Source organism: Streptomyces sp. SirexAA-E, from assembly GCF_000177195.2.
GTDB classification, from domain to species: Bacteria; Actinomycetota; Actinomycetes; order Streptomycetales; family Streptomycetaceae; genus Streptomyces; species Streptomyces flavovirens.
On the sequence record NC_015953.1, the window covers coordinates 5,961,322 to 5,984,818 of the forward strand.

A 23,497-nucleotide genomic window follows, 5' to 3' on the forward strand; every position below is an offset into this window, starting at 1 on the left:
GGGTCAGGCGGAGGCGCCCCGGGGCCGCCGTCCGCGCGGGAGCGGGCAGAAGCGACTGCCCCCCTCGGTCACGACGGTCGCCCCGGGGGCGATCTCGGTGAAACCGGCGTCGACCACCACCGGCAACCCGCTCGCGGTGAGTTCCCGCCAGCTCTCGGGCGTCGCGACGGCGACCGAGAGCGGGAAGCCGGCCTCGCGCCACTCCTCGCGCTCCGCGTCGGACAGCTCCCACCAGGCGAGCTGCGCGCCGTGTCCGGCCTGCGCCATCGTCTTGCCCGCCGACATGTCCGGCCCGGGGTTGAGCCAGAGCACCGGGCCGGTCCCGTCGGGCGCGGGCGGCGGGACGGGGTCGTCCAGCTCCGTACCGGACACCTGGAGCTTGGCCAGCTCCTTGGGCCAGCCGTCCAGAGGGATCGGCGGGAAGACCCGTACCTCGGCGCTCTCGCCCGTGACCGTGATCCCGGGCAGTGCCGAGGCCTTGCGCCACTCCGCGCCGCGCGCCCGGCGCACCACCTTGCGGATCCGGGCGTCCTCCCAGTCCCGTACGGCCTGGGCCCACTCCCCGTCGCCCAGCGAACGCTCGTCCGAGAGCATCGTGAGCACCGCGCGGGCGGCGGTCCGCACCGCGTCGGTGCGCCCCGGGGGATCGGTCTTCTCCAGGTGCACCACCAGCGGAAGCACGTACTGCGGTGCCTCGTCGCGGGCGGTCGGCTCACCGCGGAACGGGCTGTCCGCGGGCGGGGCGGAAAGGGGCCGGGAAACGTCGTCACTGCTCACGGACCCAGTCTGCCAGGCCTCCGGACAGCACTTCTTGGCGGAACACACGGCTCCGGGTGAGGATGCACGCCATGAAGAGCGACCTCTTTTCCAGCGAGCACATGGCCCAGCAGGCCACCGCCCCCGGTATGACCCTGCAGAACGCCAAATCCATCAAGTACGCCGTCGACGGCGAGATGCACGCGCGCCAGGGATCGATGATCGCCTTCCGCGGGAACCTCCAGTTCGAGCGCAAGGGCCAGGGCATCGGCGGCATGCTCAAGCGCGCGGTCACCGGCGAGGGCCTGCCGCTCATGGCGGTGCGCGGCCAGGGCGAGGCCTGGTTCGCCCACGAGGCGGCCAACTGCTTCATCGTGGACATGGAGCAGGGTGACGTCCTGACCATCAACGGCCGCAACGTGCTGTGCTTCGACGCCACCCTCGCCTACGAGATCAAGACCGTGAAGGGCGCAGGGATGACCGGCGGCGGCCTCTTCAACAGCGTCTTCACCGGCCAGGGCAAGCTCGGCCTCATGTGCGACGGCCACCCCATCGTGATCCCCGTCAGCGCCCGGCAGCCGGTCTACGTCGACACGGACGCGGTCGTCGGCTGGAGCGCCCAGCTCTCCACCTCGCTGCACCGGTCCCAGAGCTTCGGCTCGATGGTGCGAGGCGGGTCCGGCGAGGCGGTCCAGCTGATGCTCCAGGGCGAGGGGTTCGTGATCGTACGGCCCAGTGAGGTCAAGCAGGAGAAGGCGTCGGCGAACTGAACCCGCACGGGGCCGGCCGCCGTCACGGCCTTCGCGGGGAGCGGGTGCTGCGCGGGGTCGGCCTCGTGCTGCCCCCGGCACGCCGGTGCGCGTCGAGGGCGCCAACGGCACGGGCAGGTCGGCCGCTCCCGGCGTCCGCCAGGGCCGTGCTCGCCGCCGCCGCGGTGGCCGCCGGCACCGCCCGGCTCGCCTCGCGGCGGGAGTGAGTACGCTCGACGGCATGGACGACGCGTACTGCGAGACGCCCGCTCCGGCGCCCGTACCCGAGGACACGGGCGGGCCGTATGCCGAGTGCGTGCTGTGCCGGGAGCCCACCGAGTATCCGGAGTCGACGAAGGGCGCCACCCTCTGCCCGGTCTGCGCCTGGCAGGAGGCGGGCCGCACGGCCTGCTCCGGCTGACGGAGGCCCACTTCCTCAGCCGCGCATCAGCTCGGAGACCTTCACGAAGCGGTACCCCCGCTCGCGCAGCGCCGGGACCACCTGGCGTACGGCCTCGTCGGTGACGGGCGCCGCGCTGCGCGTGCAGTGCATGACCACCAGCGAACCCGGCCCGACGCCGTCCAGCACCTGCTGGGCCACCGCGTCCGCGTCCGTGGCGAAGGCGTCGCCGCTGACGACGTCCCACTGCACCGCCGTCACACCCGTCGGCGCCAGGGCCTTGCGCGAGGCGTCGTCGTAGCAGCCGCCCGGGAAGCGGAAGTACGGCACCACCTGGCGTGCCCCCGTCTTCCGGATCGCGTCGAACGCCTGCTCCACCTCGCCCCGCATGGCGCCCTCCTCGACGGTCGGCAGCCCGTAGCAGGGGGAGGAGAAGGCGTAGTGGCTGTAGGAGTGGTTGGCGATCTCGAACAGCGGATCGGTGCCGATCGAGCGGGCCTGGGACGGGTACTCCTCGGCCCACCGGCCGGTCATGAAGACCGTCGCCGGCACCTTCAGCCGGCGCAGCAGCGCGATCAGCTCCGGGTTGTCGAAGTGCTCGCCCGCCTCGGCGCGCGGCCCCTGATCCGCCGTCATGTCGGCGTCGAAGGTGAGCGCCACGACCTTCTCGTCCCGCCCCGGGGAACCGGTGGCCGAGCCGGAGCCGCCCGGCGCCCGGCGTTCGAACACCGGGGTGAGACCGGCCGGCCCGGGGGCCATCGTGGGCGGCTTCTCCACCCGCTCCGGGGCCGCCTTCGCCACCGGACTCGGACTCGCCGGGGGCACCAGGGTCTCGGTACGGGCGGCCCCTGGGCCGCCGCAGCCCGTGAGTGCCATCCCGCCCAGAATTACCAGTGCTGTCATCCTACTAACCGATTTGATCACTGGAGGACGTTAGCTGACGGCCCGTCGGATCTGGTCGCGGCGCTCCGGGGGAGCGGTGCTCCGGGGGAGCGGTGAACGCCGCTCAGTGCCAGGGCCCCGTCACCGCGAACGTGGTCCCCGGGGTGTAGCAGTTCACGAACATCGTGGCGCCGTCCGGCGCGAACGTGACCCCGGCGAACTCGCCCCACTCGGGCTCATCGGCGGTCCCGATGTCCTGCCGGCCCCGCGCCATCGGATAGACCTCGCCGTGCCGCGTCACCCCGAACACGTGCTGCGCGCCGCCGCCGTCCTCGCACACCATCAGCCCGCCGCCGGTGGCCAAAGTGATGTTGTCCGGGGACTCGCCGGGCAGCTCGATGTCCGTGTCCGGACCGAAGACGACGACCAGGGTCAGCCGGCGCCGCCCCGGTTCGTACCGCCACACCTGGCCGAAGTGGTCGGCCGCCGCCCCCTCGGCGCTGTGCGCGAAACTGGAGACGAAGTAGACCGACGAGCCGCCCCAGTAGCACCCCTCCAGCTTCTGGGCGTGCGTGATCCCCTTGGGGCCGAAGTCCTGGAACCGGATCGCTGTGCCGGAGGCCTGTGGGTCCGGTACCGGGACCCACTCGACGCGGTCGAAGACCGCGCCGGTCTCCTGGACGGTGGAGAGGTCGGGCACCCCGGGCACCCGCATGGCCTCCAGCGTGCCGCCCGCCCGCAGCGAGCCCGTCCCGCCGAGCGGCTTCTCGGGAAGGAAGCGGTAGAAGAGGCCGAACGGACGCTCGAAGGCGTCCTCCGTCTCGTACACGATCCCGTTCCGCGGATCGACCGCGATCGCCTCGTGCTGGAAGCGGCCCATCGCGGTCAGCGGCACCGCGCCCGTGCGGTGCGGGTCGGCGCCGTCCACCTCGAAGACGAACCCGTGGTCCTTGGTGTACCCGTTGGTGCCGGCCCTGTCCTCGGTCTCCTCGCAGGTCAGCCAGGTGTTCCAGGGGGTGGGGCCGCCCGCGCAGTTGACCGCCGTACCCGCGATCGCCACCCGTTCACCCAGGACGTGGCCCCGGCCGTCGAGCTCCAGGGCCGTACACCCGCCCTTGCCCATCGGGTCGTAGGTGAGGCCCTCGACCGTGGGGACGGCGATCCGGGCGTCGGCCCGGTTCTCGTGGTTGCGCACCAGATGGGTCCGGCCGCGACGGCCGGCGAGGGCGGCCATCCCGTCGTGGTTGCTGGGCACTCGTCCCTCGCCGGAGCGCAGCGGGTCGCCCTCCCGGGAGAGGACCCGGTAGCGGAAACCTTTCGGCAGGTCGAGCAGGCCGTCCGGGTCGGGCACGAGCGGGCCGTAGCCGCCGTGCCCCCGGGCGGCCGAGGTGCCCGCGAAGAGCTCGGTGAAGGCCCCGGTGAAGGCGATCGACGCGGCGGCGGCGCCGCTGGTGGCCAGGACCTGCCGCCGGGTCGCGAGCCGTCGGGGTGCGGATGACATGCGGGGTGCGGATGACATGAGGCAACTCCCTGTGTGGGGACAGGTGACGTGACGTCGTCGCGGTCAGGCCTGCCCGGTCGGGCGCCCCGGCGAACGTCGCCGTGGTCAGGGGCCGGGGCCCGGCCCGGTGCTCCCCGGGAGCAGCAGCCGGAACGTGCACCCGGGACCGGGACGGGTGTCGAGTTCGAGCCGCCCCTCGTGCGCGGCGGCGATGGTGGCCGCGATGGACAGGCCGAGGCCGGAACCGGGGCCGGGGCCCGGGTGGGCGGTGCGGGCGGCGGGCGCCCGGTAGAAGCGTTCGAACACCTGCCGGGCGTCGTCGTCCGTCAGTCCCGGTCCGTCGTCGGCGATCTCGACGACGCACGCGCCGACGCCCCGGGGCAGCGGCGGGGTGGCGCCCGTGCGGCCCGGCCGGTCGGTGCCGCCGGTGCGCGGACCGGTGCGCACGGTCCCGACCCGCACCTCGACCCTGGTACCGGGCGGGGTGTGGGAGCAGGCGTTGGACAGCAGGTTGGCGATCACCTGGGACAGCTGATGGGGGTCGCCGAGCGCCTCGACCACGTCGAGTTCGTCCCGGGACCGGTCCGGTCCGCCACCGGACAGCGGCACCAGCCTGACGTCCCGCCGGGGATGCGCGACGACGGCCGCGCTGACGCCGTCGGCGGCCAGGGAGAGCAGGTCGACGGTCTCCCGGTGGGCGACGGGTGCGTAACCGAGCTCGGCCAGCAGGAAGAGGTCGTCGACGAGCCGGCTCATCCGGTCGGCGTTCCGGGCGATCAGCTCATGGGCCTCGTGCCGCCGCGCGGCGGTCATACGCGGCTGCTGGAGGAGCAGTTCGGCGAACCCCTGGATGGAGGTGAGCGGGGTCCGCAGTTCGTGGCCGGCGTCGGCCATGAACCGGCGCAGCCTCTGTTCCGACGCGTCCTTACGGGACAGGGCGGCCCGCACCTGGTCGAGCATCGTGTTGAAGGCGATGCCGAGGCGTCCGGCCTCCGTCCGGGGGTCGGTGTCGGTGACGGCCAGGGCCAGCTCACCCCCGGTGATGCGCCGGGCGGTGCGCTCCATCCGGTCCAGGGGGCGCAGTCCCAGGCGCACCGCCGCCCTGCCGAGCAGCATCACACCGGCGGCCGTGACGGCGCCGACGGCCAGGCTGAACCACAGCAGCTTGGACGTGGCGCCCTCGACGGTGTCCAGGGGGAGGGCCACGACCACGCGCCGTCCGTCGGGGCCAGCGTCGGCGAGCACCCGCCAGCTGGACGTACCGCGTTCGGCGGGCACGGTGGCGGGCCGTCCGTTCTCGAGGGTGAGCGCGGACGCGGTCGCGGGCAGCCGGGGGGTGCTGTCGCCGCTGCCCAGCGAGTCGGGCAGGAGCCGTCCGTCCGCCCCGTAGAAGAAGACCCGGTAGTCGGACGGCAGTGCGTCGTCGCGGGGGAGCGGACGGGGTCCGCCGGCCGTGTCCTGGGCCGGGGTGCCGTAGGCCGGGGGCGGCGGGCGGAAATGGCCGAGGCGGTCGTCGATCTGCCCGGTGAGCCAGGCGCGCATGACCGTCAGTCCGGCCGCCTGGGACACCAGCACCGCGACCGTGGCCAGCACGGTGGAGATCAGCACGAGCCGGGTACGCAGCGAGCGCGGCCGCAGGGAGCGGAGCCACGGGCGCCGCGGCCGGGGGATCACGCCGAGCCCTCCCGGGGCAGCCGCAGGCAGTAGCCCACCCCGCGCACGGTGTGGATCAGCGGCGGGCCCTCCTGGTCGATCTTGCGGCGCAGGTTCTTGATGTACGTGTCGACGATGCGGGTGTCCCCGGCGAAGCCGTACTGCCACACCTCCTGGAGGATCTCCCGCTTCTCCAGCACCTTCTCCGGGTGGGAGACCAGGCACACCAGCAGGCGGAACTCGGTCGGGGACAGCCGCACCGGACGTCCGCCGCGGTGCACCGTGTGCCGCTCGCGGTCCACGCCGAGGTCCGCGTACCGCAGCGGGGGCCGCTCGGCCGGTACGGGCGCCGGGCCGCCGGTGCGGCGCAGGATGGCGCGGACGCGCAGCAGGATCTCCTGGATGTGGAAGGGCTTGGTGACGTAGTCGTCGCCCCCCGAGCTGAGCCCGATGATCCTGTCCTCGACCTCGGTGCGGGCGGTCAGGAACAGCACCGGGGTGTAGACGCCCCGGGCGCGCAACTCGCGCGTCACGGCGAACCCGTCGGTGTCCGGGAGCATCACATCCAGCACGATCAGGTCAGGCCGGCAGCGATCCGTCTCGGCCAGGGCCTCCCGCCCGTCCGCCGCCGGCGCGACACGATAACCGGCCGCGTGCAGCGCCGAGGTGAGCAGGGTGCGGATGCTCGGGTCGTCCTCGACGACCAGGACGGTGTGCCGGGCGGACCGGGCGGCCATCGGACTGTTTCACCTCACGGAGGTACGGCGGGACGCACGCCGGGCGCGGCGGTGCGCGGGCGATGCTAACGGCCGAACTTATGAGGACGCACAGGAACGGTGTCCGGGACGGCCGGGTGTGACGGCGCCCCGGGCCGGCCCGGGGCCCGGGGCGCCGTCCGGTCAGCCGGTGACCTCCTTGTTCTTCGCGAGGGCGGTGGTGCGCTCGGTGACCGTGGTGCGCAGGGTGCTCACCGCGGTGTCGAGGTCCTTCGAGGGGACCCCGGCCCGGCCGGCCTGCTCCGAGATGTCCGCCAGGGCCTCGGTCGCCTTGCCGGAGGCGTAGAACGTCTCGTACAGGTCCTGGTACGCCTTCTTGTACACGGCGTCGAAGGCGTCGAGCTCCAGGAACCGGTCCTTGAGGGTGTGTCCCGTCATTCCTCCGGGGCCACCGCCCTGTCCGCCGCCCCCGGCTCCGCCCGGCACGCCCCCGGGGCCGCCTTCCGGCATCCCCTCAGGCATGCCCTGCGGCATCTGTCCGGGCTGCTGCCCGTCCTGGCCCTGGGCGCCTTCGGTGCCCTGACCGTTCCGGCCGCCTCCGGGGCCTCCGCCGCCCATGCTCATCTCGTCGTCGGGGCCGGCGGTCGCGTCCCCGCTGAAGGTGAGGTTGAAGTCCCAGCCGAGCACCGAGAACTTCTTGGTGTCCAGGTCGTACCCGAGCAGGTAGTTCTTGCCCGGGCCGGCCATGTCGTCGAAGTTCATCAGCAGGTTCTGCGTGGCGACGTACGTGGCGAACGACTCGACGTCGACGTGCTGGTCGAGGTCTTCGGCGAACTCCTCGTCCGACGCCTCCTCCACCCACTTGATCAGCTTCATCACGGGAGCGAGGTCCTGGCTGCCGACCTTGTTCAGCTGACGGAAGGACGTCTCGTAGTCGGAGGGGTCGTCGCCGAGGTAGGCGAAGCTGCCGCCCGCCCGCGCCTTGTACACCACCGATTCGCCCTCGACGGCCTCGGCGTACTCCGTGTCGGGGTTCTCCACCATGAGCCGGGTGGCGGTGGGCCGGTTGTTGACCTTCAGCGTCGAGAAGCCGTACCGCTCGGCCGGCTCGCCGCTCGCGTCGATCAGCGACAGCGCCAGTGCCTCGTTCAACGGGACCTGGGCGTTGCTGCCCGGACGGAGCGAGATCTCGCGCTCGCCCTGGTAGGCGCGGCCCTCGACGTACTCGTCGATCTTGATGAGCCAGGGCAGCTCCTCGGGCTTGTCGGCGGACAGGTTGTACTGGGTCATGCCGCCGCCCTGCCGGCCCCCCGCACCGCCCTGGCCGGCGCCGGCCCCGCCGGCGGGTGCGTCGCCCGCACCATCGGCGCCACCGGCGCCACCGGCGCCACCGGCACCACCGGCACCACCGGCACCACCGGCACCTGCGTCGCCCGCGTCGGGGCCGTCGGCGGTCCGGCCTCCGGCGCCCTGCGGCATCTGCGGGCCGCCCTCTCCGGCTCCCCCGGCTTCTCCGGCGTCCTGGCCACCGCCGCCGGGCATGCCTCCGCGCATCCCTCCTTGCATCCCTCCGGTTCCCCGCAGGGACATCAGGGTCGAGTTCCCCTTCAGCCGGATGCCGACGTCCTGGAGGAAGACACCGTCGACGGTGAGGTCGGCCCGGATCGACTCCTTGGTCCCGTCCTCCTTGAACTCCTTCATCATCCGGTCGAAGTCGCTCTGGTCGTACTCCAGTTGGATCGAGTGCCGCACCGACGTGTCGTACAGGCCGACGGTGCCCGCGACGTCGTCCGTGACGGCGTCGGCCTCCACGCGGGACGCGGAGGTGACGTACGGGGAGATGCGGGCGTCACCGAACGCGTACACCATCACCGCGAGCCCCGCGCACAGCGCGGCGGCCGGCTTCCAGTGGTGCCGCAGCCGCACCGGCACCCGGTCGCGCGACCGGCGCCGGCGGGCCGTGCTGTCGCCCGGCATCACAGGTCGGTCGTGTCGTAACCGGTGAGCACCGTGACCCGCTGACCGGAGGTACGTTCCTGCAGGGCGTTCACCAGGTCGCCGGGCTCGGTGCCCTTCTTCATGCGGACCGTGTAGAACACCTCGTTCAACGCCCCGCCACGGATGGTCTCGGTGCTCACCAGCTCGAACTCGCTGGTGTACTTGATCAGGACGTCGCGGATCGCCGGGGTGTAGTCCTCACCCGCCGGGACCTGGACCTTGACGACCTGGCGCTGGACGTTCAGGGCGAACCAGTCGAACTTGTGCATGATGACGATCACGGCGCAGATGACGACGGCGCCGACCGCGGCCAGCGTGTAGAAGCGGGCACCGCAGGCCATGCCGATCGCCATGGCCAGGAAGATGAATCCGACGTCCCGTGTCTCCTTGACCGCGTTGCGGAACCGGACCACGGACAACGCGCCCACCAGGGAGAACGCCCGGGCGAGGTTGGACCCGACGACGAGCATGATCAGGGCCACGATCATGCCGACGATGACCAGCGTCTGGACGTAGGACTGGCTGTAGGACACGTTGCGGTGCGTGTACCGGTACACGTAACCGATCACCGTGCTCAGGACGAACGACAGCGCCATGGCCGCGACGACGTCGGCGACGCTGAACGTCCCGCTGAGTTCCTGCAGATCGAAGTTCACTGTGCTCCTGCTCTCACCGGCGTCTCGTGCGCCGGCAGCCGTGTGTCGAGGGGGGTGGCGGGCGGCGGGCAGTCCGCCTCGTTGACATGGAAGACGGACCGGGGTGCCAGCCCGAACGCCTCGATGGACTGCACGTACTTGGAGACCCGGACGAGGCCGAGATTCCGGCGCGCGGCCAGGTCCGTGATCCAGTACGGCGTTCGTTCGTTGACCTTGATCTCCATCACCGACATGTGGGGCGGGATGGTGAACCGGTTCTCCGGGGTGGCGAGGGAGAAGTCGAAGTCCCGGTCGCGGCCCCGGATCCGCCGGTCGAAGGTGACGCGCAGCCCGGTGTCCGAACCGCGGCCGACCAGCGCCTCGCGCTGGTAACCGGTGATCGCGGTCGGCCGGAGATCCAGCCGTACGACCAGGTCCAGCACCTCGTGGACGAAGGGCCGCTCCTGGGGCGAGTGCTCCACCAGCTCCCGCGCGTCGCAGAGTTGACGGGCGGTGCCGTACGGGAGGGTGATGCGGCGCTTCTGGGTGACGCGGTTGACGCGCTGCTTGATCTCCACGCAGACCGGCGACGCGTCCGAGACCCCGTCCAGGTCGCCGTAGTGCCTGATGCGCAGCTTGCGCCGGAACTTCAGGCCCTCGATCTTCTCCCAGTAGAACCGCAGCTGCGGCGAGTCGTAGTACAGGCTCCACACGCCGTACCCGCCGACAGGGCTGTTGCGGTCGCGGTCCATCCGCTCCGCGAGCTCGTCACGGATCTCGGCGGCCTGCTCCACGGGCACCAGGTACTTGAGCTCGAACCTGTTGAACGCGTGCAGTCTGCTCGCCACGTGCAGCGGTTCGGCGTCCTCGGGTGAGCCCGGTGCGGGCTCCCGGGGCTGAGCCATGTCGCTTCGCGCCACCACGCGCCTCCTTCGTCGTCCGTGCCGGACCGGCCGGCCCGTGACACGCAACCAACGGCGCATGAGGAAGCGATGAGAAACGCGGGTGTATTGCAGGAGGATCCGAGATGGCCGGAAGGTGAACGCGAGGTGGGTGCTTCCCCGGCACCCGGCGCGGGGCCCGTCACTTTCCGACGGGGTGATCGTTGCGGATGTGTTCCGCATGTGCCGCTTCGAGGGGATCCGATGTACGAGACGATCACACAGTTGCTCATCGAGGAGTTCGGCATCGAAGCCGAACGGGTGTGCCCCACCGCGACGGTGCAAGATCTCGAACTCGATTCGCTGACCCTCGCCGAGCTGTCGGTCATCCTCACGGAGCAGACCGGAGTGCGCGTCGAGGACGTCGACCTCGGGCCGGTCAGCACCCTCGCGGAACTGGCCGAGCGGTTCACGGCCGCCCTCTCGGCCGCGTCCGCCGACGCGGCGGGTGAACCGGCCGCGGGGATCCCGGCCTGATGGGGACGACGGGGAACGCGCCGACGGCCGCGCACGGGTCCGAAGCCGCCGGTACGGACCTGCTCAGGCAGCTGGAACCGGCGGTCGTCCGCCTGATGGACCGGCACCTGGCCGCCACCCGTGACTGGCTGCCGCACACCTACGTGCCCTGGAGCCGGGCCGAGGACTTCGACGGACCGCTACGGGGCACCCCGTGGTCGCCCGAGCAGTCCACCCTGCCACGAGCTGTCCAGGACGCCCTGGTCATCAATCTGCTCACCGAGGACAACCTGCCCAGCTACCACTTCGAACTGGCCACCCGGATGGGGCGCGACGGAGCCTGGGGGGCGTGGGTCCACCGCTGGACCGCGGAGGAGGCCCGGCACGGGGACGCCCTGCGCGGCTACCTCCACGCGCGGCGGGCGGTCGACCCCGCCGCGCTGGAGGAGGACCGCATGCTGCACGTCGGGGCGGGCTACACCAACGAACAGCCGGGCCCGCTGCACGCGCTGGCCTATGTGACCGTCCAGGAACTGGCCACCCGCGAGGCCCACCGCAACACCGGGCGGTCCTGCGGGGACCCGGTGGGCGAACAGCTCATGGCCAGGATCGCCGCCGACGAGAACCTGCACATGCTCTTCTACCGGGACCTGTACGCCGAGGCACTCGTGGCCGCCCCCGACGAGGCCGTGCACGCGCTGGCCGACGTCATCTGCGGTTTCGAGATGCCGGGCACCAAGATGCCCGCCTTCCGCACGCGCGCCCTGCGGGTCGCGGCGGCCGGCATCTACGACCTCGACGTCCACCGGGAACACGTGCTGCGCCCCCTGCTGCGCGTCTGGGACGTCATGTCCCTCACCGGGCTGGGACCGCGCGGGCAGCAGGCCCAGGAACGCATCGCCGCGCACCTCGACCGGATGTCCGCCACCGCCGAGCGGTTCCGCCGCCTTTACCAGCGCATGCGGAGCACCGAGGAGACCCTTACGGGCGCCGGGGCAGCGACGGGTCCGGGAGATCACCGTGTCTGACGTCCGCGAGGCCGCCGTCACCGGGATCGGTCTGCTCACACCCGGGGGCGTCACGGCCGACGCCACCTGGACGACGCTGTGCCGGGGGCGCGGCCTGGCCCGTACGGATCCCGTCCTGGCCGGGCTGCCCGTCGACATCTCCTGCCGGATCGAGGACCTGGACGCGGAGGCCGCACTCGGGCGCCGGCTGGCCCGGCGGCTGGACCGCTCCACACATCTGGTGCTCCTGGCCGCCCGCCAGGCCGTCGCCGACGCGAAACTCGACCCGGCCGTGTGGCGTGCCCCGCGCGTCGGTGTCGTCCTGGGCTCCGGCGGCAACAGCCTGGCGACCTACCAGCGGGAGTTCGACCTGCTCGGCCGAGGGCAGCACCACCTGGTCTCGCCGACCGCCCTGACCCGCAGCGTCCCCAGCATGATCGCCGCCGAGGTCGCCCTGGACCTCACCGCGCAGGGCCCCAACTTCACCGTGGCCAGTGCGTGCAGCTCCGGAGCCACGGCCCTGGCGGTCGCCCGCCAGCTGATCGTCGCGGGCGCCTGCGACATCGTCCTGGCGGGAGCGGGGGAGTCGGGGCGGGACCGTATGGGAGCGACCTGCTTCACCCAGCTGAAGGCCCTGTCCGGCCGGACCGCCGACCCGGAGCGGGCCTCACGTCCCTTCGACGCCGCACGTGACGGGTTCGTCCTGTCCGAGGGGGCCGCCGTCCTCGTCCTCGAACACCCCGACCACGCCCGCCGGCGCGGTGCCCACGTCCGTGCCCTGCTCCGGGGCGCCGCCTCCACCTGCGACGCCCACCACCCGGTCGCCCCGCACCCCGAGGGGGCGGGCGCGGAGCAGGCCATGCGCGACGCCCTCGCCGACGCCGGGTGCACTCCCCGGGACATCGGCCACGTCAACGCGCACGGTACGTCCACACCGGCCGGGGACACCGCCGAGGCGCGCGCCCTGCTGCGTCTGTTCGACGGCAGCCCGCCACCGGTCACCGCACCCAAGGGCAGCCTGGGCCACGCCCTCGGCGCGAGTGCCGCCATCGAGGCGGCCCTGACCGTCCTCACCCTGGAGCGGCGGACCGTCCCGCCGACCGCGAACCTCGTCGCGCAGACACCGGGCCAGGAGCTCGACGTCGTCACCGCCCCCCGGCCCGCGGCACCGGCCGCCGCACTGAGCAACTCCTTCGGCTTCGGCGGCCAGAACACCGTCCTGGCCCTCACCACTCCCTGACGGAAACCACCTTGACCCCACCGCACCACCCGTCACCGACCGACAGCGCCGAGCCGGCCGAGGCCACGGCGTCGACCGTCCGACCGGCTCACGGCCGCCCTCCGGCCCCCGCCGAGCCGGACCCGCCCGGCGCCCGCACACCCGCCGTCCCGGGCCGTCCGCGGCAGACCGCCCCCGAGCAGGCCGGACCGCGCCGCGTCGTCCTCGACCGCCGCCCCGACGCGACGACGCGCCTGTACTGCGTGCCGCCGGCGGGCATGGGGCCCGAGTGCTACCACCGCTGGGCACGGCTCCTGCCCGCCTGGATCGAGCCGTGCACCGTGTCCCTGCCCGGCCGGGGCGCCCGGGCCGGGGAGGTGTCGCTGACCGACCCCGACGAGGTCAGCGCCCTCCTCGCGGCCGTCTTCGACGACCCCGCCGACGCACGGCCCTTCGCCGTCTTCGGACACAGCGCCGGGGCCCTGCTCGCCTACGAGGCGGTCCGGCAGCTGCGGCGTACCCAGGGCAGACTCCCCGGGCTCCTCGCCGTCTCCTCCCTCCCCGCCCCGCACCGCGGCACCTACCTGCTCAACCTCGTCCCGCGGCTGGCCGCGGGGCTGGACGGCCTGAGGGAGCTGCTGGGTCCGCTGCCCCGGCGCGTGCTCGAGGACCCCCGGCTCATGGCGCTCGTCTGCACCCCGCTGCTCGCCGACTGCCTGCTGCTCCTGCACCACCGCCACCGCGAGGAGCCCCCGCTCGACGTCCCGTTCGTCCTGTACGGAGGTGACCGGGACCCGGTCGTCGACCCGGAGGAACTGACGGCGTGGAACGACCTGGTGACCGTCCCCGGCCCGCTGCGGCTGATGCCGGGCGACCACGGCCACCCCCACCTCAGTGCCAGGGCGCTGATCACCGATCTCACCGACACGCTCCGCGCGCACGCGCACCCGGGGGCGACCCGATGAGGTACCGGCGGCCGGCGCCCCGCGTGTGGACGGCTGCCGTGGTGTGCGCCGGACTGTTCATGCTGGGCATGGACGTCACCATCCTCAACGTGGCCGTACCCGAACTCCGGCAGGGTCTCCCGGCGAGCACCGCCCAGGTGCAGTGGATCGTTGACGGCTACGCCCTCGTCCTGGGCGGAACCGTCCTGTCCGTCGGGGCCTTCACCGACAGCTGGGGGCGCCGGCGCTCGTTCCTGAGCGGTGTGGCCCTGTGCGGCGCCGCGTCGTGGGCGGGCGCGGAGGCCGCCGCTCCGTGGCAGCTGATCGCCGCCCGGTGCTTCATGGGGGCGGGCGCGGCCCTGCTGATGCCCGCCACGCTCGCCGTCATCCACCACACGTTCCCCGAGCCGGGGGCGCGGGCCCGGGCCATCGCAGCGTGGGCGGCCGTCGGCGGGCTCGGTGGACTCGGCGGGCCGCTCATCGGCGGCTGGCTGGTCGAGCAGTTCTCCTGGCGGGCCGCCTTCTGGATCAACGTGCCCCTCGCCGCCGTGATCGTGGCCGGGGCGGCGTTCCTGGTGCCCGAGTCCCGTGCCGCGCGGCGCAAGGGGTTCGACGGCCCTGGGGCGGCGCTGTCCGCCGGCGGCCTGCTGGCCCTGGTGTGGGCGGTGATCGAGGGCCCGCACCGGGGCTGGGCGAGTGCCGCCACGCTCACCGGGTTCGGCGTCGCGGCCGTGCTGCTCGCCGCGTTCGTCCTCCGGCAGGCCCGTACCCCGGACCCGATGCTGCCGCTCGGCCTGCTGCGCGCGCCCCACGTCTGGGTGGCCGCGACGGCCCTCACCCTGATGTCCTTCGCCCTCTTCGGCGCGCTCTTCGTCCTCACCCTCTACCTGCAAGGGGTGCTCGGATACGGTCCGTTGGAGGCCGGCGTACGCACCGTGCCGCTCCCCGCCGCGCTGGCGGCGGGCGCCGTGTGCGCCCTGCCGCTGCTGTCCTCCCGCCGCCCGGGTCCCGGACAGCCCCCGGGCGTCCGGCTCCCCGTGTCCGGCGGGCTCGTCGTCGTCACCCTCGGCTTCCTCGTGCTGGCGACCACCGACGCCACCTCCGGCTATCCCCGCTGCCTGGTCTTCCAGCTCGTCGCGGGCTTCGGCGCCGGCCTGGTGGCCGCCGCCGCCACGGAGTCCGTCATGGGGTCCCTGCCGTCCGACGCGGCGGCGCTCGGCTCCGCCGTCAACGACTCCACCCGCCAACTCGGCTCCGCTCTCGGCATCGCCGTCCAGGGCTCCCTCCTGACGACCGTCTTCACCGACCGCGCCGCCGCCCTGGTCCCGGGGAGCGCCTCACCACCGCTGACCGACACCCTCGGACCCGAGCCGGCGGACGTGCCGGAACCCCTGCGCGCCGCGGTGGCCCTCGGCGTACGGGAGGCGTTCACCGACGCGATGACGGTGACCGCGCTCGCCGCGGGCACGGTCACCGCCGTCGCCGCCGTGCTGGCCGCCCGCGGACTGCGCCCGCCGGCGGCTCCCGCACCGCCCGTCCCGTCTGACGGACGCCCCGTCAGCTTCCGTACGACTGCGGCTCCTTAGCCCGGTCCCGGACGCACGAGTCCCCGGGACAGCGGTGGCCGTCCCGGGGACTCGTCGGGGAGGGGTCAGGCGACCAGTGACGCGGTGAGCGTGATCGTCGTGCCCGACAGCGCCTGGCTGACCGGGCAGTTCGCCTTGGCGTCCTCGGCGGCCTTCACGAAGCCCGCCTCGTCCAGACCCGGTACCTCGCCCTCCACCGTGAGGTGGATGCCGGTGATGCCGGTACCGGGCTGGAAGGTGACCTCCGCCTTGGTGTCCAGCCGGGCCGGCGGGTTGCCCGCCGAGGCCAGGCCGTTGGAGAGCGCCATCGAGAAGCAGCTGGAGTGCGCCGCGGCGATGAGCTCCTCCGGGCTGGTCCTGCCGTTCGCCTGCTCAGCGCGGGACGGCCAGGAGACCGGGTACTCACCGATCCCTGAGGAATCCAGGGAGACGACGCCCGATCCCTCCAGCAGGTTGCCTTCCCAGACGGTGTGCGCCTGACGCGTGGTAGCCATACGGGGTCCCTTCGAACGGTGTATGCGGTAGCGCGGTCCACGTACGCGGCACGGGGCCACGGACGCGGTCCGCCCCCCGAACCTACTGCGCCACCAGACCCTTCGCGTCACGCGCCAGTGCCGTCAGCCGTGAGATCGCCCGGAAATACTTCTTCCGGTACCCGCCGTTCAGCATCTCGTCGCTGAACAGCCGGTCGAACGGGAGGCCGGAGGCGAGCACCGGCACCTCGCGGTCGTACAGCCGGTCCGCGAGCACCACCAGCCGCAGCGCCGTCGACTGGTCCGGCACCGGCTCCACATCCGTGAGGCAGACCGCCGTGATTCCGTCGGTCAGCGCCCCGTACCGGCTCGGGTGGACCCGGGCGAGATGGCCGAGCAGCGCCGGGAAGTCGTCCAGGGAGGCGCCCGCCGTGGCGTACGCGGCCTTCGTGACCTGGTCCGAGGAGTACGGCGGCGGGGCCTCGGGCAGCCCGCGGTGGCGGTAGTCCTCACCGTCGATCCGCAGCGGCCGGAAGTGCGCCGAGAGGCCCTGGATCTCCCGCAGGAAGTCCGCGGCGGCGAACCGGCCCTCGCCGAGCTTCCCGGGCAGGGTGTTCGAGGTGGCGGCCAGCGCCACACCCGCCTCGACCAGCCTGCTGAGCAGGGAGGACACCAGGACCGTGTCACCCGGGTCGTCGAGTTCGAACTCGTCGATGCAGAGCAGCCGGTGTCCGCCGAGGGTCTGCACGGTCTGCTGGAAGCCGAGCGCCCCGACCAGGTTCGTCAGCTCGACGAACGTGCCGAACGCCTTGAGCGACGGGTCCGCCGGGGTGGCGTGCCAGAGGGAGGCCAGCAGGTGCGTCTTGCCGACGCCGTACCCGCCGTCGAGATAGACCCCGCGCGGTCCCGTGGGGCCCGCGGCCCTCTTCCCGAACCACCGGCGCCTGCCCGTCCCCGTGGCGTGCGCCCCGCCGAGCCCTGCGGCGAACGAACTGAGCACCTCGACCGCCTCGCGCTGACTCGGCTGGTCCGGGTCGGGCTCGTACGTCTCGAAACGCACCGAGTCGAAGCGCGGCGGCGGCACCATCTCCGCGACCAGGCGGTCGGCGGGGACGCGCGGCTCGAGGGCGCACAGGGACTGCGGGGCCGTTTCAGCTATGGGGCTCTGCCCCGGCACGGCGGTGGAGGACGACACAACTCCCCAGCTTACGGGCCATGCCAGACTGCCTCACATGCGACGCCTGCTCCCTGTGACGGATCTGACAACCCGCGCCCCCCGCCCGGAGGCGGCCACCGACCGCGAGTGGACGCTCGACGAGCTGGCCGAGGCCTACGCCTACCCCGGAGGGGAGCGCCCCTGGCTGCGCGCGAACATGGTGACCACACTGGACGGCGCGGCCCAGCACGACGGCCGCTCCCAGGGCATCTCCTGCGCCACGGACATGCGGATCTTCGGCACCCTGCGGGGACTGGCCGACGTGGTCCTCGTGGGCGCCGAGACGGTACGGCTGGAGGGCTACCGGCCCGCCCGGGCGCGTGAGGCGTTCGCGGAGCGGCGGGCGGCGGCCGGGCAGGGGCCCGCGCCCGCGATCGCCGTCGTCACCGCGAGCCTCGACCTGGACTTCTCGCTGCCGCTGTTCGTCTCGCCACTGGTCCCGACCCTGGTGATCACCGGAGCCGGCGCCCCGTCCGACCGCGTCCACGCCGCCCGGGACGCGGGCGCCGAGGTGCTGTTCGCCGGGGAGGGGGCGGTCGTCGAACCGGCGCGCGCGGTGGCGGAACTGGCCGCCCGGGGCCACACCCGGCTGCTCACGGAGGGCGGCCCGAGGCTCCTCGGGCAGTTCGTGGCGGCGGATGTGCTGGACGAGCTGTGCCTGACGGTCTCCCCGATGCTCACCGCGGGGGGCGCGCAGCGTATCGCGACCGGGCCCGGTGTGACGGTGCCGGAACGTTTCTCCCTCACATCTCTGCTGGAGGAGGCAGGATTCCTCTTCAGCCAGTACGGAAAGATCTGACACATACCGGAATTTCCCGTTCCGGTTAGCTCCGGATGGGCAGACTTGACCCTGCGACCCCGTGCGATGACGGGGAAGGATGGTTTCAGCAGCAGCGGCCGCACACGGCCGAAGAGATGAAGCGGAAGGCGCCTGTCGTGTTCACAAGCGTTTTGATGATCGAGAAGCCCCTCAGCCCCGTGGACGTGGAGTTCGTCACCACGCTCCACGGCGAGGAGCGGATCTCGTTCGTCGTCCTCATGCAGCCCCGCGGCGACCAGGCCGACGTACTGCTGCGCGCGATCGACGACGTGGCGCTGGGCGAGCTCAAGGAGGCCGCCCGGGAGAACGAGGAGCCGGAGGGCAGGGCCGCCCAGGAGCCCGCCGCGGTGGCGCTGGAGTACTCGCTCCAGGAGCTGCGCAAGGCCGGCGCCGAGGCGGTCGGGCAGGTGGTCGAGGACCACCCCCTGGACAGGCTGAGGACCGTGGTCGAGGATTCCCGGGCCGACGAGGTCATCGTGCTGACCGCGCCCCACTACGTCGAGGAGTTCTTCCACCGCGACTGGGCGTCACGGGCCCGTCACAAGGTGGGCGTACCGGTGCTCAAGCTCTTCGCGCACAACGAATAGGCTGGGGCCGGACCACACCCACCCGTCGCACCCTCGGGAGACTCACGCATGGCACCCGGTATTCCTGCCGCCCTGGAACGGCCGCACTTCATCGGCATCGGCGGCGCCGGAATGTCGGGCATCGCGAAGATCCTCGCCCAGCGGGGCGCCAAGGTGGCGGGCAGCGACGCCAAGGAGTCCGCCACCGCCGAGGCGCTGCGCGCGCTGGGGGCGACCGTCCACATCGGGCACGCCGCGGGCCACCTCGCCGACGACGCGTCCTGCGTGGTCGTCTCCAGCGCCATCCGCCCGGACAACCCCGAGCTGGTCCGCGCCGCGGAGCTGTCCGTGCCGGTCGTCCACCGCTCCGACGCGCTCGCCGCCCTGATGGAGGGCCTGCGGGCGATCGCCGTCGCCGGCACGCACGGCAAGACCACCACCACCTCGATGCTCGCCGTCGCCCTGTCCGGTCTGGGTCTCGACCCCTCGTACGCCATCGGCGGCGACCTGGAGGGCCCCGGCACGAACGCCGCGCACGGCGGGGGCGACATCTTCGTCGCCGAGGCCGACGAGAGCGACCGCAGCTTCCAGAAGTACGTCCCCCAGGTCGCGATCGTCCTCAACGTCGAGCTGGACCACCACGCCAACTACGCCTCCATGGACGAGATCTACGAGTCCTTCGAGACGTTCACCGGCAAGGTCGTGCCCGGTGGCACGCTCGTCGTCTCCGCCGACCAGCAGGGCGCCGTCGAGCTGACCCGGCGGGTCCGCGGGCAGGACGGCCTCCAGGTCGTCACCTACGGCGAGGCCGAGGGCGCCGACGTACGGGTGCACAAGATCACCCCGCGCGGGCTGACCAGCGAGGTCACCGTCGTGCTGGGCGGCAAGTACCTCACCTTCACCGTTTCCGTGCCCGGCCGGCACTACGCGCTCAACGCCGTCGCGGCCCTCGCCGCCGGAGTCGCCCTCGGCGTCCCGGCGCACAACCTGGCCTCCGCGATCGGCACCTACACCGGCGTCAAGCGCCGTCTCCAGCTCAAGGGCGAGGCGGCCGGCGTCCAGGTCATCGACTCCTACGCGCACCACCCCACGGAGATGGCCGCCGACCTGGAGGCCATGCGGGGCGCCGCCGCCGGGTCCCGGCTGCTGGTGGTCTTCCAGCCGCACCTCTTCTCCCGTACGCAGGAGCTCGGTACCGAGATGGGCCAGGCCCTCGCCCTCGCCGACGCCTCTCTGGTCCTGGACATCTATCCCGCCCGTGAGGACCCGATCCCGGGCATCACCAGCGAGCTGATCATCGATGCCGCGAAGACGGCCGGGGCCGACGTCACGGCCGTCCACGACAAGGCCCGGATCCCCGCCGCCGTGGCGGGAATGGCGAAGCCCGGCGATCTCGTTCTCACCATGGGAGCGGGCGACGTCACCGACCTCGGCCCGCGGATCCTGGACCACCTGTCGAACTGAGGGAGCCACCGTGTCCTACGACGTCGAGAAACCGGACGAGCAATGGCGGGCGGAGCTCACCCCCGCCGAATACGCGGTGCTGCGCAAGGCCGGCACCGAGCCGGCGTTCGTGGGCGAGTACACCGACACCAGGACGGCGGGCGTCTACTCCTGCCGCGCCTGCGGGGCGGAGCTCTTCCGCTCCGACACCAAATTCGAGTCGCACTGCGGCTGGCCGTCCTTCTACGACCCGAAGGACACCGACGCGGTCGAGCTGATCTCGGACACCAGTCACGGCATGGTCCGCACCGAGGTGCGCTGCGCCCGGTGCGGCTCGCACCTCGGTCACGTGTTCGAGGGTGAGGGGTATCCGACCCCCACCGACCAGCGGTACTGCATCAACTCGATCTCGCTGCGACTGGAGCCGGAAGAGGCCTGAGGGCGCTCCCGGCGTGCGGGCCGGGCGGCCGTCAGGCGTCTTCGGACGTGGCGGCCGCCGCGGCACGCAGCAGCGGGTGCACGACCCCCGGGAACACCGTCGCCTGGACGACCTCCTCGGCCGACCCGCCCCGGATCACGGTCCCGGCGACGCCCCAGGGACGCCCGGCCAGCCGGATCGTCAGCGTGTACGAGGACGGGCAGCCCGTGCACTCGTAGCGGTCCGCCCAGACCTCCACGTCGGTGACGCTGCCCGGATACCGCTTCACGTGCAGGTGCCGGGCGTGGCAGCGCCCGCAGTCCTCACCGGGTTCGCAGGTGCTGCCGCACGGACAGGGCACGTCGGCCGACCCGGCGGGCGTCCACCGCTGCGTGAGCACGGCCGCACGGGTCGCGCTCGTGTCCTTCATCGCCTTCAGGTGGCGCGCGGCGACGTTGTACGACTCCCCGGTCGCCGCCATCCGGTCCCGGATCACGTCCTTGCGTCCGCGGTTGGTCGTCATGGCTCTCCTCCTGGGGTGTCACGCAGCCCACCGGAGGCACACGAGATCGGAACACTCCACGGTACCTGGCGCGCACGGCCGCTCGCGCCCCGCCGCGGGTCACCCCCGGCGCACGCGCCCCGCGATGCGTCTGCCGAGACGCCCCAGCGAGCGCGAGGGGCGGTTCCAGGCGCGGAAGGCGTCGAGCGTGCGGCTGGTGCCCGCGCTCTCCACACCCGCCTCGACGGCCGCGACCTCCTCCGGTGACAGCGCCCGGACCACGGGCCGCAGGACCTCTTCCAGCAGGGCCGTACGGGTCCGCGTCCAGGCGTCGCCCGCGTGCGGATGGGACGTCCAGACGGTGAAGCAGTCCGCCGCGTACACGGGGTCGGTACGCAGCAGGGCGGCCACCTCGTCACGGCGGGCCGCCCGGCCGTAGGCGGCGATCAGCTCCTCGTCCTCGCTGTGCACACAGGCGAACAGCTCCGCCTCCGGCCGGTCCGGGGCGAGCAGCCGGCGCGCCACCGCTCCGTAGGCGTGGTCCCGGACCGACGGCTCCACCGGCTCGGCCCCCTCGCGCAGGGAGCGGGCCCGCCCGGCCCAGCCGGGCTCCGCCGTGCCGGCGCGCACCTCCCGGGCGAAGTCCAGCAGGAGCAGACCGGCGCGCACCCGGGCGTCGATCTCCTGCGGGAAGGCGCGCAGCACGTCGTGGGCGAGCGCCGGGCCGTCCTCGTCGTCCGCCGGGGCGGCGAGCGCGGCGTCCACCAGGTGCCGCCAGGTCCCGGCCGTCCGGTGGGCGTCCGAGGTGGTCTCGCCGAGCAGCGCGAGCCCCTCGGCGGCCGTCAGCCCGTCCCGGCCCCAGACCAGGCCCACCGCCGTGCGCAGCACCAGCGGTTCGGAGAACGGGGACATGCCGGCGGCCCGCAGCACCGTGTGCAGGACCTCCACCCGCCCCGCGCCCCGTGCCTTCGCCCCGGGTGCCGCCGCGCACATCCGCAGATGCGGCAGTGCCTGCGTGCCCGTGAACGGCAGGGGCACCCGCGCCAGCAGCCGCTCCGCGCCCGCCGGGTCGTCGGGGGCGAGCCGGTCCAGCTCGCCGAGCAGCGCCGTCCGCACGTCGAACTGCTCGTCCAGCAGATCGGGCAGCGCCGGACACGCCCCGGCCTCCGCGTCGTCCAGGAGCGCGCCCGCCAGACGGCGTACGACGCCCGGGAGCACCTCCGTGCGGTCCAGGCCGAGCAGCCGCGCCACGCGCAGCAGCTGCACGGTCCGCGCGACGCCCCCGGCGGCCCCCGCGGTGAGTTCGGCCAGCAGGTCCTCGCCCAGCTCCGCCACCAGCGCGTCGACCGCGCGCTGCCCGGCGGCCCCGGCGAACGCGGAGCGGGCCGGCGGTTCCAGGGTGACGTCGCCTCCGTGGACCGCCTCGGTCACCAGCAGCGCGGCCAGCGGGGCGGTGACGGCGGCCGGGGAGCGGCCGTCGAGCGCCGTGAGCAGCCGGAGCGCGGCGGCGCACTCGGCGGGCGTACGGTCCTCGCCGGGCGCGGTGAGCGCGGCGGTCAGCTGCTGGGTCCGCTTCTCGTCCAAGGCGTACGGCCGCACCGCCGCCCAGTCGGCGGCGGCGGCGCGCTCCTCGGACGCCAGCGCGATACCCGCGCCCAGCGCCGTCACGGCGAGCGGCCCGGCGGAGAACGGCTCGCCCGGCAGTTCGGCCGCGTCCCGGAAGAGCTCCGGGGCCCGGTGGCGCCAGATGCGGGCGGCGGTCGCCGCCCAGGCGTCGTCCCCCGGGCCGGCGGGGCGCGGCCCGGTGGTGACGTGCACGCGGAAGCGGGGATCGCGCACGTCGGGCGCGTCCTGCGGCTGCACCCCGACGACCCGGTGCGCGGCGGCCCCCGGGTGCCGGGTGTAGGTGGTGAAGGTCAGCCGTTCGGCGTGCTCCCGCGGCAGTACGGCGACGGCGAGGGCGATCCACCGGGCCACGTCCGCGCTGTGCCGCTCCACGAGCACGACCTGCGGCGCGGACGGGTCCTCGCTCGCCCGTCGTATGTCGCCGAGGACGGCGGCCAGCCACGGGCCGCGGGACACGGCGAAGTCGCCCAGCCCGTCGCGGGAGAGGCCGCCCGACGGCCCGGCCAGGGCCAGCGAGGTCAGCGGATCGGGCCGGGTCCGCCCGGGTGTCGAGGAGAGCCACCCGGAGGCCCCCCACGCGGCGACCGGCAGCAGCCGTCCCGGCAGGGGCGTGTCCGCCGGGAGGTGGACGGCGTGGGCGTGGAAACCGGAGGTGCCGGAGGCCACCGTGCGGCTGACCAGGTGGCTGCCGTCGGAGAGGGAGCTGAAACCGAACGCGACGGGCAGCGCGCGGAGTTCGGCGTCGGTGGGCCGCTCCGGGGTGCCCGTCGGCGCCGCGTAGGCGAGCAGCGGCGCGGCCTCCGCGCGCACCGGCCCGGGTATCGCGGCGTCGACGGCGGTGAACCGGCCGCCTGATCCCCCGTCACCTGCCGTGGCGGCGGTGTAGTGCAACTGCGCGAGGCTCATGTGTCGGTCCTTTTCCGTGCCACGTCCGTCCGGGCCCACCGCGGTCACAACTCCGCGAGGGGAGCGGTCCGTAGTCGCGTGGGC

At 73.4% G+C, this 23,497-nt stretch carries 23 protein-coding genes; 11 read left to right on the top strand and 12 right to left on the bottom strand.

Going from position 1 to position 23,497, the window contains the following annotated elements; genetic code table 11:
- Positions 1 to 3 precede the first annotated feature (3 nt).
- Positions 4 to 777, bottom strand: a complete 774-nt coding sequence (locus SACTE_RS26190) for a peptidyl-tRNA hydrolase (RefSeq protein WP_019993147.1) — start codon at positions 775 to 777, stop codon at positions 4 to 6.
- 71 nt (positions 778 to 848) lie between these two features.
- On the opposite strand from SACTE_RS26190, the gene SACTE_RS26195 reads away from it, so the two are divergent.
- The gene (locus tag SACTE_RS26195; protein WP_014049035.1) at positions 849 to 1,526 is read left to right on the top strand and encodes an AIM24 family protein; all 678 of its coding nucleotides are present in this window, start codon (positions 849 to 851) and stop codon (positions 1,524 to 1,526) included.
- A gap of 220 nt (positions 1,527 to 1,746) precedes the next feature.
- Positions 1,747 to 1,926: a hypothetical protein gene (locus SACTE_RS26200; RefSeq protein ID WP_014049036.1), complete on the top strand. Its 180-nt coding sequence runs from the start codon at positions 1,747 to 1,749 to the stop codon at positions 1,924 to 1,926.
- Between the two features lie 15 nt (positions 1,927 to 1,941).
- Here the strand turns inward: SACTE_RS26200 and SACTE_RS26205 are convergent, their stop codons facing one another.
- The 7 genes from SACTE_RS26205 to SACTE_RS26235 form a co-directional block, all read right to left on the bottom strand.
- Positions 1,942 to 2,808, bottom strand: coding sequence for a polysaccharide deacetylase family protein (locus SACTE_RS26205; protein ID WP_014049037.1), 867 nt, complete (start codon positions 2,806 to 2,808; stop codon positions 1,942 to 1,944).
- Positions 2,809 to 2,911: 103 nt separating this feature from the next.
- The gene (locus SACTE_RS26210; RefSeq protein ID WP_019993145.1) at positions 2,912 to 4,288 is read right to left on the bottom strand and encodes an alkaline phosphatase PhoX; all 1,377 of its coding nucleotides are present in this window, start codon (positions 4,286 to 4,288) and stop codon (positions 2,912 to 2,914) included.
- A 105-nt stretch (positions 4,289 to 4,393) separates the two neighbouring features.
- Positions 4,394 to 5,962 (bottom strand): HAMP domain-containing sensor histidine kinase, encoded by a 1,569-nt coding sequence (locus SACTE_RS26215; RefSeq protein ID WP_014049039.1) that lies wholly within the window; start codon positions 5,960 to 5,962, stop codon positions 4,394 to 4,396.
- On the bottom strand, positions 5,959 to 6,678 hold the full coding sequence (locus tag SACTE_RS26220; RefSeq protein ID WP_014049040.1) for a response regulator transcription factor: 720 nt from the start codon (positions 6,676 to 6,678) through the stop codon (positions 5,959 to 5,961). The genes SACTE_RS26215 and SACTE_RS26220 overlap by 4 nt, the downstream gene beginning before the upstream one ends.
- A gap of 162 nt (positions 6,679 to 6,840) precedes the next feature.
- Positions 6,841 to 8,634, bottom strand: coding sequence for a CotH kinase family protein (locus tag SACTE_RS26225; protein ID WP_014049041.1), 1,794 nt, complete (start codon positions 8,632 to 8,634; stop codon positions 6,841 to 6,843).
- Positions 8,634 to 9,311: a DUF4956 domain-containing protein gene (locus SACTE_RS26230; RefSeq protein ID WP_014049042.1), complete on the bottom strand. Its 678-nt coding sequence runs from the start codon at positions 9,309 to 9,311 to the stop codon at positions 8,634 to 8,636. The genes SACTE_RS26225 and SACTE_RS26230 overlap by 1 nt, the downstream gene beginning before the upstream one ends.
- Complete coding sequence (locus SACTE_RS26235) at positions 9,308 to 10,195, bottom strand: polyphosphate polymerase domain-containing protein (RefSeq protein ID WP_019993144.1); 888 nt, start codon at positions 10,193 to 10,195, stop codon at positions 9,308 to 9,310. The genes SACTE_RS26230 and SACTE_RS26235 overlap by 4 nt, the downstream gene beginning before the upstream one ends.
- Before the next feature lie 240 nt (positions 10,196 to 10,435).
- On the opposite strand from SACTE_RS26235, the gene SACTE_RS26240 reads away from it, so the two are divergent.
- The 5 genes from SACTE_RS26240 to SACTE_RS26260 are packed head-to-tail and all read left to right on the top strand — an operon-like array spanning position 10,436 to position 15,443.
- Positions 10,436 to 10,708: a phosphopantetheine-binding protein gene (locus SACTE_RS26240; RefSeq protein WP_014049044.1), complete on the top strand. Its 273-nt coding sequence runs from the start codon at positions 10,436 to 10,438 to the stop codon at positions 10,706 to 10,708.
- On the top strand, positions 10,708 to 11,715 hold the full coding sequence (locus SACTE_RS26245) for an acyl-ACP desaturase (RefSeq protein WP_014049045.1): 1,008 nt from the start codon (positions 10,708 to 10,710) through the stop codon (positions 11,713 to 11,715). Before SACTE_RS26240 ends, SACTE_RS26245 begins: the two co-directional genes overlap by 1 nt.
- Positions 11,708 to 12,934: a beta-ketoacyl-[acyl-carrier-protein] synthase family protein gene (locus SACTE_RS26250; protein ID WP_014049046.1), complete on the top strand. Its 1,227-nt coding sequence runs from the start codon at positions 11,708 to 11,710 to the stop codon at positions 12,932 to 12,934. The genes SACTE_RS26245 and SACTE_RS26250 overlap by 8 nt, the downstream gene beginning before the upstream one ends.
- 11 nt (positions 12,935 to 12,945) lie before the next feature.
- The gene (locus SACTE_RS26255) at positions 12,946 to 13,878 is read left to right on the top strand and encodes an alpha/beta fold hydrolase (protein ID WP_014049047.1); all 933 of its coding nucleotides are present in this window, start codon (positions 12,946 to 12,948) and stop codon (positions 13,876 to 13,878) included.
- A 23-nt stretch (positions 13,879 to 13,901) separates the two neighbouring features.
- Complete coding sequence (locus tag SACTE_RS26260; RefSeq protein ID WP_226995185.1) at positions 13,902 to 15,443, top strand: MFS transporter; 1,542 nt, start codon at positions 13,902 to 13,904, stop codon at positions 15,441 to 15,443.
- Between the two features lie 65 nt (positions 15,444 to 15,508).
- On the opposite strand, the gene SACTE_RS26265 is transcribed toward SACTE_RS26260, so the two are convergent.
- Positions 15,509 to 15,937 (bottom strand): OsmC family protein, encoded by a 429-nt coding sequence (locus SACTE_RS26265; protein ID WP_014049049.1) that lies wholly within the window; start codon positions 15,935 to 15,937, stop codon positions 15,509 to 15,511.
- Between the two features lie 82 nt (positions 15,938 to 16,019).
- On the bottom strand, positions 16,020 to 17,111 hold the full coding sequence (zapE, locus tag SACTE_RS26270; protein WP_014049050.1) for a cell division protein ZapE: 1,092 nt from the start codon (positions 17,109 to 17,111) through the stop codon (positions 16,020 to 16,022).
- A gap of 37 nt (positions 17,112 to 17,148) precedes the next feature.
- Between zapE and SACTE_RS26275 the strand changes: the two genes are divergently transcribed.
- The 4 genes from SACTE_RS26275 (at position 17,149) to msrB (ending at position 20,400) form a co-directional block, all read left to right on the top strand.
- Entirely contained in the window at positions 17,149 to 17,931 is a 783-nt protein-coding gene (locus SACTE_RS26275; protein WP_014049051.1) for a pyrimidine reductase family protein, read from the top strand.
- Positions 17,932 to 18,086: 155 nt separating this feature from the next.
- Positions 18,087 to 18,539, top strand: a complete 453-nt coding sequence (locus SACTE_RS26280) for a hypothetical protein (RefSeq protein WP_019993141.1) — start codon at positions 18,087 to 18,089, stop codon at positions 18,537 to 18,539.
- A 48-nt stretch (positions 18,540 to 18,587) separates the two neighbouring features.
- Positions 18,588 to 19,982, top strand: a complete 1,395-nt coding sequence (gene murC / locus SACTE_RS26285; protein WP_014049053.1) for a UDP-N-acetylmuramate--L-alanine ligase — start codon at positions 18,588 to 18,590, stop codon at positions 19,980 to 19,982.
- 10 nt (positions 19,983 to 19,992) lie between these two features.
- Positions 19,993 to 20,400 (top strand): peptide-methionine (R)-S-oxide reductase MsrB, encoded by a 408-nt coding sequence (gene msrB, locus SACTE_RS26290; RefSeq protein ID WP_014049054.1) that lies wholly within the window; start codon positions 19,993 to 19,995, stop codon positions 20,398 to 20,400.
- Between the two features lie 31 nt (positions 20,401 to 20,431).
- Here the strand turns inward: msrB and SACTE_RS26295 are convergent, their stop codons facing one another.
- Positions 20,432 to 20,902 carry a hypothetical protein gene (locus tag SACTE_RS26295; protein ID WP_014049055.1) on the bottom strand — a complete coding sequence of 157 codons (471 nt, stop codon included), beginning with the start codon at positions 20,900 to 20,902 and terminating at the stop codon, positions 20,432 to 20,434.
- Between the two features lie 99 nt (positions 20,903 to 21,001).
- A complete protein-coding gene (locus SACTE_RS26300) occupies positions 21,002 to 23,413 on the bottom strand; it encodes a GTPase-associated protein 1-related protein (RefSeq protein WP_014049056.1) in 2,412 nt (803 codons plus the stop codon).
- Positions 23,414 to 23,497 lie beyond the last annotated feature (84 nt).

Coding starts and splice junctions, on each gene's coding strand:
- SACTE_RS26195 (WP_014049035.1), top strand. CDS start 849: ATGAAGAGCGACCTCTTTTCCAGCGAGCACATGGCCCAGCAGGCCACC.
- SACTE_RS26200 (WP_014049036.1), top strand. CDS start 1,747: ATGGACGACGCGTACTGCGAGACGCCCGCTCCGGCGCCCGTACCCGAG.
- SACTE_RS26205 (WP_014049037.1), bottom strand. CDS start 2,808: ATGACAGCACTGGTAATTCTGGGCGGGATGGCACTCACGGGCTGCGGC.
- SACTE_RS26210 (WP_019993145.1), bottom strand. CDS start 4,288: ATGTCATCCGCACCCCGACGGCTCGCGACCCGGCGGCAGGTCCTGGCC.
- SACTE_RS26220 (WP_014049040.1), bottom strand. CDS start 6,678: ATGGCCGCCCGGTCCGCCCGGCACACCGTCCTGGTCGTCGAGGACGAC.
- SACTE_RS26225 (WP_014049041.1), bottom strand. CDS start 8,634: ATGCCGGGCGACAGCACGGCCCGCCGGCGCCGGTCGCGCGACCGGGTG.
- SACTE_RS26235 (WP_019993144.1), bottom strand. CDS start 10,195: ATGGCTCAGCCCCGGGAGCCCGCACCGGGCTCACCCGAGGACGCCGAA.
- SACTE_RS26240 (WP_014049044.1), top strand. CDS start 10,436: ATGTACGAGACGATCACACAGTTGCTCATCGAGGAGTTCGGCATCGAA.
- SACTE_RS26245 (WP_014049045.1), top strand. CDS start 10,708: ATGGGGACGACGGGGAACGCGCCGACGGCCGCGCACGGGTCCGAAGCC.
- SACTE_RS26265 (WP_014049049.1), bottom strand. CDS start 15,937: ATGGCTACCACGCGTCAGGCGCACACCGTCTGGGAAGGCAACCTGCTG.
- SACTE_RS26275 (WP_014049051.1), top strand. CDS start 17,149: ATGCGACGCCTGCTCCCTGTGACGGATCTGACAACCCGCGCCCCCCGC.
- SACTE_RS26280 (WP_019993141.1), top strand. CDS start 18,087: ATGATCGAGAAGCCCCTCAGCCCCGTGGACGTGGAGTTCGTCACCACG.
- murC (WP_014049053.1), top strand. CDS start 18,588: ATGGCACCCGGTATTCCTGCCGCCCTGGAACGGCCGCACTTCATCGGC.
- SACTE_RS26295 (WP_014049055.1), bottom strand. CDS start 20,902: ATGACGACCAACCGCGGACGCAAGGACGTGATCCGGGACCGGATGGCG.
- SACTE_RS26300 (WP_014049056.1), bottom strand. CDS start 23,413: ATGAGCCTCGCGCAGTTGCACTACACCGCCGCCACGGCAGGTGACGGG.